Below are 14,837 nucleotides of genomic sequence, written 5' to 3' on the forward strand. Positions count from 1 at the left end.
CTTCGGATCGATCGAGAACTGAGAAAGCCGGGGCAGCCTAAGACCGGCCGTCGTGACAAAATTGCGGCCGGGCCGCGCTCTTCAGAAGACGCGGCCGAGATCGGCGAGCTTCGGCGCCCGGCGATCCTTGTCGGACAGGATCGCCGCCTCGCCGGAGACCGGCCACGGGATCCCGATCGCCGGATCGTTCCAGAACAGCGCGCGGTCGTGCTCGGGGCTGTAGTAGTCGTCGACCTTGTAGGCGACCATGACGTCGGGCGTCAGGGTGCAGAAGCCGTGCGCGAAGCCGTGCGGGATGTAGAGCTGCTCGCCGTTCTCGGCGTCGAGCGTGACGGCGACGTACTTCCCGTAGGTCGGCGAGTCGCTGCGGATGTCGACCGCGACGTCGAGGATCGCGCCCTGCAGCACGCGGATCAGCTTGGCCTGCGCGCGGGGGGCGATCTGGAAGTGCAGGCCGCGGACCGTCCCCTGCGGGGCCGAGAAGGACTGGTTGTCCTGCACGAAGGGCGTGGTGATGCCGGCCCGCGCCAGGGTGTCGGCCCGGAAGGTCTCCGAGAACCAGCCCCGCGCGTCGCCGAAGCGCTTCAGGACGATGCGCTTCACGTCCGGGATCTCGGTCTCGATGACGTCCATGCCAGCGCCCTTCTTGCGGATCCCGTCGCGAGGTCCAGCGGACGTCTCCGCGTCGGTCGTTCCGGGTCGCGCGCCCGCCTCGCCGACCACAACCTCGGTGATGCACCGCGACTTCCGGTCATTCGCCGTCCGTGTCAAGGCGTGCGGGCTGCGGTGGCGTGCACGAGGGGAGCCGATGACGGGCGGAGCCGGACCCGCGGTGGACGGCCTGCTGCGTGCCCAGCTGGCCGATCCGGCCTGCACGTGGAGCCTCGGCGGCTACGGAGCCGCCGCCGTGTTCGTGCGGGAACCCGACGAGCCGGCACGGCCCCTCGAGGACGACGCGATCGGGCTCCGCACGGCCCGCGGCGCGCTCGCGGTCCGGGCGCATCCGGATCTCAGGCCGTTCGCCTACGAGACCGGCTTCGCCGACGGCTGGAGCCAGGCGGTCGCGCTCTGCCTTCCCGAGGCCGCCTCCGCGATGGGCCGGCGCACCGTTCTGACCGAACTGGGTTCCGACGGGGCGGCAATCCGGCCGGAGGACCGCGCCGCGCGCCTGTTCGATCTCGGCCTCGGTCTGCGCGCCGCGGATGCCTGCATCCGGACCGCCGACCCCGCGCGGATCACCCGCTTGCGGGCGCTGGCGGGCCGACCGCTCCTCGCCGCCGGCGCCGCGGCGATGCCGTCCGCTGTCATCTCGGGCCTGGACCAGATCGTCATCACCCGCATCGGTCGCGTCGAGGTCTTCGCGCCGGAGGCCGATCGGGCGGCCGCGGGGCCCGGCCCGCGGTGCCACCTGCTGCCGCAACTCCTGCGACTCGCACGCACGCACGCGGCCACCGCGCCGATCCCGCCGGGTTGGATACCCTGCGGGACGCTGCATCCGGCCCATCCCGCGCGGGACGGGGCCGGGCGACCGGTCCCGTTCGATGCCGGGCGCCACGCCGCGTTCGGACGCGTCCTCGACCGATGGGGCGATCCCGCGCTGGTGGCCCTGCGCCGCGCCGTGCTGGACGGCCAGGATCCCGATCCGCCGCGCGCGGGCGGACGGTTCGCGCGCTCGGCGATCCGCGCGGCGCGCGCCCAGCGGGGGGCTATCGTCAGGTAGTGCCGTCCCCAATCGCGTCCTGACGGTTCGGAGAGACGGCGATCCCGGTCGAGACAACCGCGCCGTAACCCCCTCTCCCGTGCGGGAGAGGGTCGGGGTGAGGGACGAGACGCTTCAGGATCAGGCGCGCTCTCGGGTTGCCGACAGGCCGCGACTCGTCCGGATGGCCCTGATCCCTCACCCTGTCCCTCTCCCGCACGGGAGAGGGGACCGGCGCCTCGTGCGACACCGGCTTGGCGATCACTTCGTCCGAACCCAATCCCGGGACCAAATCCAGGCCTCTCAGGGAATGCCGATCATCTTGTGGGTCTGCAGCGAGAGCCGCCAGCGGGCGTCCCGGCGGCAATAGGCGATCGCCGCCTCGGTGCTGGCGACCCGGTCGGGGCCGTCCATGGGCTGGAGGAAGCGGTGCTGGAAGGCGAGATCCACGAAGGCCGCGGGATCGGCGTCCGCCTGCGGGTAGACGAGCTTCAGCTCGTGGCCGGAGACCTGTGCGAGGGCGTTGCTCCCCTTGGGGCTGACGCAGATCCAGTCGACCCCCGGGGGCGCCGGCAGCGTGCCGTTGGTCTCGATCGCGATCTCGAACCCGGCCGCGTGGACGGCCTCGATCAGCGGCGTGTCGAGCTGGAGCAGCGGCTCGCCGCCGGTGAAGACGACGTAGCGGTTCGCGGTGCCGCCCGCCCAGGTGGCGGCGATCGCGTCGGCGAGGGCGGCCGCGTCCGCGAAGCGCCCGCCGCCCTCCCCGTCCATCCCGATGAAATCGGTGTCGCAGAACCGGCAGGCCGCGGCGGCGCGATCGGCCTCGCGCCCGGACCAGAGGTTGCATCCGGCGAACCGGCAGAACACGGCGGCACGGCCCGCCTGCGCGCCCTCGCCCTGGAGCGTGTGGAAGATCTCCTTGACCGCGTAAGCCACAACCGTCCCAGTCACCGTCGCGCGCGATCCGGCTTGCGCGCCCGGCCTGCACATAAGCCGTGCCGCCCGCGCGGGCCACCGACAACCGCGCCGTGCAGACCCGCGATGTGATCTCGCCTTGCTCTTGCCACGGTAGGCTCGTTCATGCCGAGATGCAGTCCGGCGATCGCCTTTCGGCCGTCCGGGCTGCGCCGCTCTCCGGCTGGCCGGCCGGAAATCCGACGCCCCCAGGGCGTCGATCCAGGCGATCCTCTGACGAGTCGGGCTCGAATGTCCTCTTCTCTCTACCGACGCCTCACCGTCGGGCTTGCGGCGCTGACGGGTCTGCTCGGGGCGGGCCTGGTCGGGATCGGCGCCGCGAACGCCGTGACGGTGCCGATCCTCGTGGCCGACGTGGATTCGGGCAAGGTCATCTACGCGCAGGCGCCGACCGATCCCTGGTACCCGGCCTCGATCACGAAGCTGATGACGACCTACGTCGCCCTGGACCTCGTCCGCCAGGGCAAGGTTTCGCTCGACTCGATGATCACCATCTCGGCCGCCGCCGCCGCCGAGCCGCCCTCGAAGATGGGCTTCAAGCCGGGCACGCAGCTCACCCTCGACAACGCCCTGAAGATCATCATGGTCAAGTCGGCGAACGACGTCGCCTACGCGATCGGCGAGTCGCTCGGGGGATCCGTCGAGAACTTCGCCGCGCTGATGAACGAGACCGGGCAGCGGATCGGCATGCACGACAGCCGCTGGTTCAACCCGAACGGCCTGCCCGACCCGCGCCAGTGGACCTCCGCCCGCGACATGGCGGTCCTCGCCCGGGCGCTGATCCGCGACTTCCCGGATTCCCACGACCTGTTCTCGATCTCGGCGATCCAGTTCGGCCGCGCCGTGATGGCGAACCACAACGGCCTGCTCGGGCGCTATCCTGGCACGGACGGGATGAAGACGGGTTTCATCTGCTCGGGCGGCTTCAACGTCGTGGCGACCGCCACGCGCAACGGCCGGCGGATCGTCACCATCGTGATGGGGCAGCCGACCCCGCGCGAGCGCGACGTGAAGACCGCCGACCTGTTCGACTACGCCTTCGGCCAGAGCGCCGGCTGGACCAGCCCGACCCTCGACGCGCTGCCGGCCTCCGCGATCCCGGCGCCGCCGGACATGCGTCCCTTCGTGTGCGGCGGCAAGAAGCCCCCGGCCATCGAGGACGGTCCCGGCGCGCTGAGCGCCCCCGGTTCGGCCGCGCAGCTGATCGGCGGCTCGGCGGCGAACTCGCCGGCGCTGGCGCTCGCCGCGTTCTCCAACCCGGCCCTGCGGGCGCGGTCCCTGCCGCCGCGGGCGCCGCTCCAGCCGATCGCCGTCTGGGTCGGTCGCAACCCGGCCGAGGGCCAGCAGATCCTCGAGGCGCAGGAGGCCGAGCAGAAGGCCGCCGCCGCCAACACCCGCGCCGCCAAGCTCGAGGCCGCCAAGGCCAAGCGCGCGGCGGCCCTCGAGGCGGCCAAGCAGGCGCGCGCGGCGCGCCTGGAGCGGGCCGAGGCCGCGAAGGCGGCCGCCAAATCCGCTCCCAAGGTCGCCGCGAAGCCGGGCCACGGCGTGCCGCGGAACGCCAGCGCCTACACGTCGGACGTCACGCCCGGGATGCCGGAGGCCAAGCCCGGGAAGGGCCTGACCAAGCCGGCGCCGAAGGCGGCCGCCCACAAGCCGGCGCCCGCCAAGGCCGATACGACGTCCCACAAGGCGGCGGCCAAGGCCCCGGCCAGGAAGCCGGCCGCCAAGAAGGCGGCGGCCGACGAGTAGGCCCACTCCGGTGCTCGGCGCACCGCCACGTTGCCGCGGAGGCCGCCACACCCCACTTCGTCGCCCATGTCGCCGCCTCTGTCAGAGACCCCCGCCCCCGCTCCGGACCCGCGCCGCCCGGAGCCGATCCCGCTGACCGTGCTCACCGGCTTCCTCGGAGCCGGGAAGACCACCCTGCTGAACCGGCTGCTGCGCGATCCCGCGCTCGTCGACACGGTGGTGATCGTCAACGAGTTCGGCGAGATCGGCCTGGACCACCTGCTGATCGAGACCGTCGACGAGGACATGATCCTGCTCGGCGCCGGCTGCCTGTGCTGCACGGTGCGGGGCGACCTGATCGCGACCCTCGAGGATCTGCTGCGCAAGCGCGACAACGGCCGGATCCGGCCGTTCCGCCGGGTCGTGATCGAGACGACGGGCCTCGCCGATCCGGCGCCGATCCTGCACGCGCTGATCTACCATCCCTATCTGGTGCTGCGGTACCGTCTCCAGGCCGTGGTGACGGTGGTGGACGCGGCCACCGGCGCCGCGACCCTCGACGCCCACCCGGAAGCCCTGCGGCAGGCCGCGGTCGCCGACCGGATCGTGCTGACCAAGGCCGACCTCGCGGGCGACCTCTCGGGGATCCGCGCGCGCCTCGCGGCGCTCAACCCGGCCGCCCCGATCGTCGCGCCCGACGCCCCCGCGGACACGCTCCTCGGCGGCCTGTTCGGCCTCGACGGCAAGACCGCCGACGTGCGCGCGTGGCTCGGCGACGCGGCGCTGGAGCAGGCGCATCACCGCCACGCCGACGTGAACCGCCACGACGCGTCGATCCGGGCGATCTGCCTGACCAGCGCGGCGCCCGTGCCGCGCCCCGCCTTCGAGATGTTCATGGATCTCCTGCGCTCCGGCCACGGGCCGAAGCTGCTCCGGTTCAAGGGCCTCGTCGCCCTCGCCGACGATCCCGAGCGGCCCCTCGTCGTCCACGGCGTCCAGCACGTGTTCCACGCGCCGGTCACCCTGCCGGCCTGGCCGGATCCCGACCACACCTCGCGCCTCATCCTGATCCTGCGCGACCTCGATCCGGCCTTCGTGCGCCAGCTCTGGGACGCCTTCCTCGGCCGCCCCCGGGTCGACGCGCCGGATGCCACCGCCCTCTTCGACAATCCCCTGGCGATCCCCGGCCCCTGACGCCGGCGGTCGGCACCGTCCTTGAAGCCCTCGACGCGAAGGGCGCCCCGGAGGCGCCGGATCGTCCCGGATCGGGACGGGTCGTCGAGAGGCAGGACACGCGGATGGTGCGACGCTTCACCGTGATACAGGGCGGGCTCACCGAGCGGCCGGACCGCGCGGCGGATCCGGAAGCCGGAGCCGGCGCCGAGGACGGCGCCGAGACCGGGACCTGGCGGGTCGATCTGCGGCGACCCGATGCCGTCGACGCGGCCTCCGTCGCCGCGTGGCGGGCCATGCTCGTGCGCAACGCGGTGACCGACCCGCTGCGCGACCCGGATCACCTCCTCCCGCTCGCCCAGCACCGCCCGGCCGGTCGTCCCGTCGCCGTCGCCCTCGCCTGGAGCCGCGACGCGCGCGACGGCCACGAGACCCTGCGCGGCGTGGTCCCGCTGGCGATGCCGCATCCGGTCTGGGGCGGCCGCGCCCGGCCCTGGGAGCCCGCCGAGCCCGACGCGGCCGCCCTCGTGGAGCGCGCGGCCGCGGAGGCCGTCGACCGGGCGCTGCGGGAGCGGCTCGGGGCGCTGCGCCGCCCGCTCCGACTCGTCGGCCAGTCCGCACCCGCCCCGGATCCGGAGCCGCGGCGCCCCGTCCTGGCGGCCAGCCGCCCGGCGCGTTCCCGGCCGATCCCGGCCGGGAACCTGCTCGGCGTGCGTCCCGAGGGCTGGGAGCCCGCGGAGACCGAGATGCTCGCCGTCACCGAGCCGGAAGCGGTCCGCGACGCGGTCGAGACCTTCCTCGCCCTCGACGCCCGCACGGCCGCGCGGCCGATCATCGCCGACCCGGCCGAGGCGTCGCTGGTGCGTGTGGTCACCCGGCTGTTCGCCCGCCGCGGCGCGCTGCGGGTCGAGTTCCGCCGGCGGGCCGGCGCGGTGGTCGCCGGGACGCTCCACCTGTGCGCCGGCGCCAACGCGGTGCCCTGGCGCCGCGCCCGGGCCTGAGTGGTCGGTGAGCGGTCAATCCGCCGCGTCCGGGGCGCCTGTCGACGGGGGCGGCGAACCCTAGCTGGCCGACATGACCCGCGACCTGCCCCACGGCGTTCGACCCGCTCCGCGCCGGAAGGCGGCCGCACGGACTGTGCCGCGCTCGCGCGGGGCGGGCGAGGCCGATCGGGTGGCCGCCATCCTCGCGCGCCTCGCCGAGCTGGACCCGGATCCGAAGGCCGGATTCGACCGCACCGACCCGTTCCGCCTGCTCGTGACCGTGCTGCTCTCGGCCCAGTCCACCGGCCCGACCGTCTCGCGGATCGCGGACGCGCTGTTCGCCGAGGCCCGCGATCCCGCTGCCATGGCGGCCCTGGGGGAGGCCCGGATCACCGAGATCGTCCGGCCAGTCGGGCTCGGGCCCTCCAAGGCGCGCAACATCGTCAGGCTGTCGGCGGTCCTGCTCGCGGAGCACGGCGGCGCCGTCCCGCGCAGCGCCGCGGAGATGCGCCGCCTGCCGGGGATCGGCCGCAAGAGCGCCGAGGTCACGGCGAACTTCGCCTTCCACGAGCTGGTGATCGCGGTCGACACCCACATCTTCCGGATCGCGAACCGGATCCCCCTCGCCCCGGGCGCGACGGTCGACGCGGTGGCCGACGGCCTCGCCCGAAGCGTGCCGGACGCGTTCAAGGACAACGCCCATGTCTGGCTGTTCCGGCACGGGCGCGACACCTGCACGGCCCGGAAGCCCGCCTGCCCCCGGTGCCCGGTCTCCGACCTGTGCGCGTGGCCGGGCAAGGCGACGGCCTAGACGCTACTCGTCCTCGCCGAAGCGGTTGGCCAGCAGGGCCTCGATGGCGTCGAGGCAGCTCTCCGCGTCCGGGCCGACGGCGGTGACGGCGATGCGTGTGCCCATGGCGGCGCCGAGCGTCAGCAGGCCCATGATCGAGCGTCCGCCGACTGTCTCGCCGGCCCGGGTGACCGTCACGGCGGCGTCGTAGCGCTCCACGGTCTGCACGAACTTCGCGGAGGCGCGGGCGTGGAGGCCCCGCCTGTTGATGATCGGGAGCTTGCGGATAAGGCCGCCCTCCGGAACCGGCGGATCGTCATCGGTCTCGAAAAGCTCGTCCATCGCCCGTGGTGTTTCCCGCCCGATCGGCGGCCCTGGCGGCCGCTCGTCCCGAACCTAAACCATTGACCGGGCGTGTCGATCCCGCAGCCCCGCGGGCGCGGTGGAACGGGCAGCTGTGTGACCGTGCCGGCTACCACTCGTACTCGGCGCCGACGCCGAGGCTGGTGCGGCCGTCGGTCCCGGCCTCGCCCTTCAGCTTGATCCGGCGGGTGACGTCGAAGTCGACCCCGACGGCGGTGTCGGCGGGCTTCGCCCCGGCCTTCACGCCGACGCTGACCCGATCCGAGATGTAGCGCGAGGCGCCGATCGCCGGCCCGCCGCTCGCGCCGGTGGAGACGTCGAGGCTGTCGAGGCCGAGGCTCTTGCGCGCCTGCTCGAACACGTCCGGACCGGCGGCGCCCCCCGAGAGCTGGGCGACCGCCTGGGCGAGCTGCAGCGCCTGGAACGGCGACAGGCCGGCCGAGGCCTTCTTGAACAGGATCCGCGACAGGATCTCGTCCTGCGGCAGTACCGGATCCGAGGTCAGGGAGAATTGCGGCGCGTCCGCGAAGCCCGAGACCGCGATGCGGGCGGTCACGTCGGTGGCCTTGGTCTCGGCGACGAAATCGAGCTCCGGCGTGGTCAGGCTGCCGGCGAAGGTCAGCCGGCCGCGGCTGAAATCCAGGCGCTGGCCCACGAGCTCGAACTGTCCGCGCCGCAGCGAGAACGCGCCGTTGGCGTTGGGCGACGCCGAGGTGCCGGTCGCGCGCAGCGCACCGCCGAGTTCCGCGTCGATGCCGCGCCCGCGCACGAAGATGCGGCTCGGCGCGTCGATCGTCACGTCGAGGGTGGCGTCGAACGGGACGGCCGGCTTCCCGCCCCGTCGCCCGGACCGGGTCGCGGCCTTCCGCTCCGCCCGCTGCGCCAGACGCGCCTTCAGGGCCGGCGGCGTGTTGACGTGGCGGACGCCCGGCAGCGGCCGGATGGTGGCCGGCAGCCGGTCCGGAACCGCGACGTCGATCGACACGACGTTCACCCGGCCGGCGATCCGCGGCGTCCGCGCCAGCGGCCCCGCCAGCGTGATGTCGACGCTCGACACGGCCGTCATCAGAGGGCTCGAGACGAGTTCGGCCTTGTCGGCGACGACGTGGAAATTGCCCGGGAAGTCGGGCGCGAGGGAGACGCGGCCGGTGACGGAGACCTGACCGCCGTTGCGGGCGGTCGCGGTCAGGCGCTCGACCACGACGCTGTCGCCGCGGCCGGTGACGCGACCCTCGATCCCGGTGAAGCGGAGCCCGTTCAGCGGATCGGTGAAGCTCCCGCCGCTCAGCACCGCCGCGCCCTGGGCCCGCGGCGCCGCGAGCGTGCCGGTGACGCCGCCGTCGATGGCGATCTTGCCGGTGACGCTCTGGCCGCCGACGCTCAGGAGGGAATTGGCGAGGGCGGCGTCGAGTGTCCCGCGCGCGCGCAGGTCCAGCGGACCCCCGGCCTCCAAGGGCAGCGACCCGGAGACCGTCAGGGCGACGCCGCGCCCGGCCGTGACCCGCCCGTCCAGGCTCGCCTGCCCGTCCGACAGCGTGCCCTTGGCGGTCGCGTCGATCGCCGGCAAGCCGGCCTGCCGCGTCTGCGGGGCGACGAGCTTGGCGACGCTGACCGCGTAGCGCCCCTCCGGCCGCGTCGCGGGGCCGCGGAGATCCGCCTCCCCGTCCAGGGTCCCCGAGAGGGCGATGCTCGGTGCGGCGATCCGGGCGAGCGACAGGGGCAGCAACCGGATCGCCACCTTGAGGTCGAGATCCCGCCCGGCGCGGCCCGCGACCGTGACGCGGCCGGAGCCCGCCGCGATCGACAGGCCGTCGATCACCGCGCCGCCGTCCCGGAGGGTGATCGCCGCCGGCCCGGTGAGGGCGAAGCGGTCGTTGCCGCGGGCCGCCGACAGGCGCTGGATCTCGATCCGCGTGTCCGCGGCCGGGACGACCCGCGCGGCACCGTCGAGCGTGAAGCCGCGCGCGCGGGCGGTGAGGCTCACGTCGCTGAAGGCGGGCGTGCCGTTCGCGAGGAGCCGGATCGTGTCGACCTGCTGGCCGGCGGCCACGAGCCGGTCGGCCTCGACGCGCCCGTCGAGGACCGGGTGGGCGCGCAGGTCTCGTCCCGAGAGGTCCGCGTCGAGCCGCGCGAGGGCGGTCTCGCCGTAGCGGAGACCGGCCCCGGTGGCGCGGACGGTCACGTCCTGGCGCCCGCCGTCGCGGGCGAGGGTCAGTGCGGCGTCGAGGCGGCCCGCGACCGGTTCCGGGACCAGGGGCGCGATGTCTGTCAGGTCGCCGGCCCGCACGGTGAGTGCGCCGGCCGACAGCCACGTGTCGGCCGCGACCGTCGCCTGGCCGGCGACGGAGACCGAGCCGAGATCGAGGCCGAGCCGGTCGAGGACCCAGTCCCCGCCGACGCGCGCGAGGTGCGCGCCGCCGGTCAGCGGCTTGCCGCCGACATCGCCGCCGAGCCGGACCGTGCCGTCCGGCGCGAGGAGGGCGTCCCGCAGGACCGCCTCGACGCGCAGGTCCCGGATCGGCTTGCCGGCCGCGGTGGCGGAGGGCGCCGTCAGGGTCGCGGTCACGTCCGGACGCTCCAGGGATCCGGTCAGGCGCGCGTCGATGCCGGCCCTGCCGGTGAGGCGCCCGTCGAGATCCGCGAGGCTCTTGAGGTCGATCCTGCCGGTGACGTCCGCGCGGGTCGCCGTCGCCTCGCCCTGCAGGGTCGCGGTGACGCCGGAGCCTTCGAGGCGCAGATGGTCGAAGCCGTACCCGTCGAAGGTCTGGGAGACGCGCCCCTGGAGGCTCGGCGCGCGGCCGAGTGTGCGGTCGGCCGCCCGGATCCCGGTGACGACGCCGCTCGTCGTCACGGCGAGGTCGGCGGCGACGGCCTTGCGCGCCGGATCGCCGCTGAGCCGCGCCTTGGCGTCGAGGCTGCCCGCGAGACCCTGGCCCGCGAGGCCCGAGAAGACGGAGAGGTCCGGCAGCGCCGCGTCCACGGTGCCGGTCAGGGTGTTCTGGCCGACCCGGCCGGCATAGGCGGCCCGCGCCGTGTCGGAATCGAGGTTGAGCGCCGCGATATCGAGAACGCCGTCGGCGCCGGCCGAGGCCCGGAGCGTCACGGTGGCCCGGCTGCCGATCGCCCGGCGCAGGGCCGGGTCGGCGAGCTTCAGGCCGTCGACCCGGCCGTCCGCCGCGATGGCGAAACGCTGCGCCGACGGCTCGCCCTGCGGGTCGATGCCGAGGCTGGCCTCGATCCGGTCCAGGCTGGAATCGCGGCTGCGCAGGGCGGCCGCGTCTAGACGGCCCCGGACGGTGGGCGCCGCCAGCGGTCCCTTGAGGCTGCCGTCGAAGACGAGCTTGCCGATCTCGGCCTCGCCGGCCCGGGTGACGTCGCCCTCCGTCGGCAGGGCGCGCGCCTGCAACGTCAGGTCGGCGACCCGGTCGCGGGTGAGGCTGCCGCCGGCCGTCAGGCGCGCCGTGCGGGAGGTCAGCTCCAGCCGGTCGATCCGGAAGGCGCCGCTATCCGCGAAGGCGAGGCCGCCGTCGAGCTTGGTGGTGCCGGCGAAGACCGCCGCCGCCGGACCGGGCATCAGCCCCTCGATCCGGGCCGCGAGGTCGAGGGCGAGGCGCCGCTCGGCCCCGATGCGGGAGATCTTCGCCCCGCCCCTGGCGCCGATGTCGGGACCGGCCGTGAAGTCGAGCTTGGCCACCCAGGCATCCAGTGTCCCGGTCCCGTCGAGCGCGAAGTCGATCGGCGGGGTGCCGGGCAGGTTGGCGGCCTTCGAGAGCAGGCCGCCCGCCGGCTCGACCAGGTTCGCCTTGAGTTCAAGCCGCTCGCCGTTCGGCACGAACAGCAGCGACAGCAGGAAGCGGCCCGGCGCGTCGAGGCGCTGCGCCCTCGCCTGCAGGTCGAGCCCCTCGCTGGCGGCGCCGAGCTTCGCCCGGCCCTCCGCCGACAGCCGCGCCGGCTGCCCGGCCACCGCCTCGCCCAGCGTCAGCTCGGCCAGCTTGAACCCCTTGATCTCGACCTTGACCGGCAGGTCCGGGAGGAGCCGCCCGTCGGGCTTGGCCTCGGGCGGCGGCGGTCCGGGGATCGGGCGGCGCAGCACGTCGAGATGCCCGATCTCGAGGCTGTCGACCTCCAGCCGTCCCGACAGGAGGGCCAGCCGCCGCCAGACGATGCGGGCCCGGTCGAGCTTCAGCCAGACGCCGTCGCGGTCGCTGATCGCCACGTCCCGGATGGTCGCGTCCGAGGACAGGGCGCCGTCGATGGCGCCGATCGCCACCCGCGACGAGGGCGTCGACAGGGCGCGGGACAGGAGGCCGCCGAGGACGGACTTGTCGCCCTCGTCGGCGCGCGTCGCCGCGAAGGTCCAGGGCAGCAGGGCGAGGCAGACCAGGACGAGCGCCAGGCTCCACCGGCCGGGACGGGCGGTCGGACGCGCGGTGCGCGGCGTGAGTCCGGTTCGGAACACCATTCAGAACGCCTGCCCCAGGCTGAGATACAGGACGGCGGGACGCACGTGTCCGCCCTTGTAGGGGTCGAGCGGGAAGGCGACGTCCGCGCGGATCGGCCCGATGCCGGTGTAGTAGCGCAGGCCGATGCCCACGGATTTGCGGATCTTCTCGTCGAAATCCGGCGTCGCCGAGGCGAAGGCGGTGCCCGCGTCGAAGAACGGCACCACGCCGATCGTGTCGGTGACCTTGATGCGCGCCTCGAGCGAGGCCTCCAGCAGGCTGCGGCCGCCGATCGGCAGGTTGAAGGGGCCGATCGGCCCGAGGGTCCGGTACGGGTAGCCCCGCACCGAGCCGCCGCCGCCCGCGAAGAACCTGAAATTGTCGGGGATCTCCCCCAGCGGCGCCCCCGAGACCGATCCGAAGCCGACGCGGCCGGCCAGGATCACGCGGGCCTCGTCGTCGAGGGCGTAGTAGGTGGAGCCCTGCGCCTTGGCCACGACGATGCCGGGCGACGAGATCGCGCCGGGATAGACCGCGAGCGACGCGAGGGCCCGGACGCCCCGCGTCGGATCGAGGAGGCTGTCGGTGGAATCGTAGGTCACGGAGGCTGGCACGCCGATCAGCCGGTAATTGACCGTGCCGAGGGCGTCCTTCGACCGGCCCGCCTGCGCGTCGAGCCCGATCTGCGCCGAGAACGTGTCCGAGAACCGGTGGCGGATCGCCCCCGAGACGCCGCCCCCGTCCACGAGGTAGCTCTGCTGCACCTCTCGGGTGATGAAGGCGTTGGCGAGAAAGTCGTTGCGCGTCCCCCAAAGGGCCGGCTGGACGTAGGTCGCAGAGAGGCGGCCGCCGAGGCCGTTCGTGCCGATCCCCGCGAGCTTGCGCTGGTTGGCGAACGGGTCGTTGCCGAGACCCAGATAGTAGATGTCGGCATCCACCCGGAAGGACTCGCCGCCACCGAACAGGTTGCGGTTGGCGTAGTAGGCCCGCACGCCCGGCCCGTCGACCGTGGAGTAGCGCGCCGAGACGCCCACGAGGTTGCGCTCGCGCTCGGTGACCGCGACGAACAGCGGCAGGTTCCCGTCGCCGTCGAGTGTCGTCCCCTCGCGGACCCGCACGCCGCCGATCCCCTCGATCCGCGCCACCGACCGGCGGATCGCCGCCACCGCCTGGGGTGAGTACGGGTCGCCCGGCTCGGCGTAGATGAAGGACCGGATGGTGGCCGGGTCGATGCCCGGCGCTCCGCTGATGGCGACCGGGCCGAGTCCGGCCACCGGGCCCGGCGCCACCGTGAAGGTCACGTCCATCACGTGGGCGGCATCGTCCACCACGGGGTCGCGGGCGATCACCTTGGCGAAGGGATGGCCCTGCGCGCGGAACTGGTCGACGATCTGCGCTTCCCGCGCCAGCACCGTGGCCGAGCGCGCGGGAACGTCGTCGTCGACGCGTGTGACCCGCGCGGGTAGCGCGGAGTCCGGGAACGGGTTGCCCGCCGGATCGCGCGCGGTGATCCGGCGCAGCTGGTAGAGGGGCCCGAGATCCACCGCGATCCGTACCGGGACGAGGCCGCGGTTGCGCCACGCCTCCGCGGCACCGACCGCGGTCGCCGCCTGGCCCGGCACGGGCGCTCCGTCGATCCGGATCGACACCGTTCCCTGATAGTAGCCGTAGCCCGACAGGACGTCGGCGAGCTTGGCGCGGTCGGTCTCGGCCCGGCGCAGCAGGCCCTCGCCGTCGGGCGGCGGCTCCTGCCGCAGGCGATAGAGGGTGGACGTGTCCTGCAGGGCCCGCAGCACGTCGGAATCGTCCGTGCCGGTGATCCGCAGCGTGTACGGAAGCGCTGTCGCGCTCGGTGGCGGCGGCTCCGGCTCGCTGCCGAACAGGCCGAACAGGTCGAAGGCGCGCGCGGGTTGGCTCCCCGCGGCGACCAGCAGGGCCAGGGCCAGGGCGACCAGCCTCGGCGGCGATGCGCGAAGCATCACCGGTCGGCCTGGACGATGAGAGGGAGCGGAGACGCGCAAACCGCGCTCTTCAGCTCCGATCGAGGTCGGCCGTGCCGCCTGCCTGTGAGATCATTGCCGCTCCCCCCTTACGCCGTATCACGACGTACCCCACCGCATCTTAAGGCCAGGTGCCTGCGAGGCCAACACCGCCAAGGTCGCGGCCGGGCGACCGCGCCCAGGATCCGGTTCGGCCGCTCTCGATGAGACTGGCCGGCGATGGGCTTCGACGCGCGTGATGCACGCGGCACAGACCGCGAACCCGGGGCGGCGCGGTGCTCGGACCCCCTCCCCTCGCGGAGGGCAGGCCCTGTCGCGGAGCGTATCCGCGCCACGAGCGGGTCCACGCGACTTACTGCCACAACGCAAAACCCGCCGCGCTGTTGAGCGCGGCGGGTTCCGTGTGTCGGATTTGGTTGCGGGGACAGGATTTGAACCTGTGACCTTCAGGTTATGAGCCTGACGAGCTACCGGGCTGCTCCACCCCGCGCCAAGTCTGTACGGCTGGTCCGGGTCGACGCGGGCTCTGTGTGAGCGTGCGCCGTGTCCGGGGGCCGGATCGGTGTTCGTGTCGAGGGAAGGTGTGTGTATTGCGATGGGCGGGTCTGGCGGCGACCGACTCTCCCGTGTCTTGAGACACAGTACCATGGGCGCTGGCGTGTTTAACGGCCGAGTTCGAGATGG

Annotated in this window: 10 protein-coding genes and 1 tRNA gene; 5 read left to right on the plus strand and 6 right to left on the minus strand. The window is 73.9% G+C overall.

Annotation, left to right across the window (positions count from 1 at the left end; genetic code table 11):
* Nucleotides 1-81: 81 nt before the first annotated feature.
* A complete protein-coding gene (gene rfbC / locus ASG32_RS31870; RefSeq protein WP_020094104.1) occupies nt 82-633 on the minus strand; it encodes a dTDP-4-dehydrorhamnose 3,5-epimerase in 552 nt (183 codons plus the stop codon).
* Between the two features lie 175 nt (nt 634-808).
* On the opposite strand from rfbC, the gene ASG32_RS31875 reads away from it, so the two are divergent.
* On the plus strand, nt 809-1,720 hold the full coding sequence (locus ASG32_RS31875; protein ID WP_056534096.1) for a hypothetical protein: 912 nt from the start codon (nt 809-811) through the stop codon (nt 1,718-1,720).
* Between the two features lie 282 nt (nt 1,721-2,002).
* Here ASG32_RS31875 and queE read toward each other — a convergent pair whose 3' ends face one another.
* Nucleotides 2,003-2,635: a 7-carboxy-7-deazaguanine synthase gene (gene queE / locus ASG32_RS31880; RefSeq protein ID WP_056534098.1), complete on the minus strand. Its 633-nt coding sequence runs from the start codon at nt 2,633-2,635 to the stop codon at nt 2,003-2,005.
* 270 nt (nt 2,636-2,905) lie between these two features.
* On the opposite strand from queE, the gene ASG32_RS31885 reads away from it, so the two are divergent.
* The 4 genes from ASG32_RS31885 (at nt 2,906) to nth (ending at nt 7,369) form a co-directional block, all read left to right on the plus strand.
* Complete coding sequence (locus tag ASG32_RS31885; protein WP_056534101.1) at nt 2,906-4,423, plus strand: D-alanyl-D-alanine carboxypeptidase family protein; 1,518 nt, start codon at nt 2,906-2,908, stop codon at nt 4,421-4,423.
* A 66-nt stretch (nt 4,424-4,489) separates the two neighbouring features.
* Complete coding sequence (locus ASG32_RS31890) at nt 4,490-5,596, plus strand: GTP-binding protein (RefSeq protein WP_056534104.1); 1,107 nt, start codon at nt 4,490-4,492, stop codon at nt 5,594-5,596.
* Between the two features lie 104 nt (nt 5,597-5,700).
* On the plus strand, nt 5,701-6,576 hold the full coding sequence (locus tag ASG32_RS31895; protein ID WP_056534107.1) for a hypothetical protein: 876 nt from the start codon (nt 5,701-5,703) through the stop codon (nt 6,574-6,576).
* Nucleotides 6,577-6,748: 172 nt separating this feature from the next.
* Nucleotides 6,749-7,369, plus strand: coding sequence for an endonuclease III (nth, locus tag ASG32_RS31900; RefSeq protein ID WP_244492337.1), 621 nt, complete (start codon nt 6,749-6,751; stop codon nt 7,367-7,369).
* A 3-nt stretch (nt 7,370-7,372) separates the two neighbouring features.
* Here the strand turns inward: nth and ASG32_RS31905 are convergent, their stop codons facing one another.
* From ASG32_RS31905 to ASG32_RS31920, 4 genes are all read right to left on the minus strand, one after another.
* Nucleotides 7,373-7,690, minus strand: coding sequence for an HPr family phosphocarrier protein (locus ASG32_RS31905; protein WP_020094097.1), 318 nt, complete (start codon nt 7,688-7,690; stop codon nt 7,373-7,375).
* Between the two features lie 130 nt (nt 7,691-7,820).
* Entirely contained in the window at nt 7,821-12,173 is a 4,353-nt protein-coding gene (locus tag ASG32_RS31910; protein ID WP_056534113.1) for a translocation/assembly module TamB domain-containing protein, read from the minus strand.
* Nucleotides 12,174-14,132, minus strand: coding sequence for an autotransporter assembly complex family protein (locus ASG32_RS31915; protein ID WP_056534116.1), 1,959 nt, complete (start codon nt 14,130-14,132; stop codon nt 12,174-12,176).
* Nucleotides 14,133-14,566: 434 nt separating this feature from the next.
* Nucleotides 14,567-14,643 (minus strand) — tRNA-Met (locus tag ASG32_RS31920).
* Nucleotides 14,644-14,837: the final 194 nt, after the last annotated feature.

Origin of the sequence: Methylobacterium sp. Leaf361, assembly GCF_001424445.1 — a bacterium.
GTDB lineage: Bacteria > Pseudomonadota > Alphaproteobacteria > Rhizobiales > Beijerinckiaceae > Methylobacterium.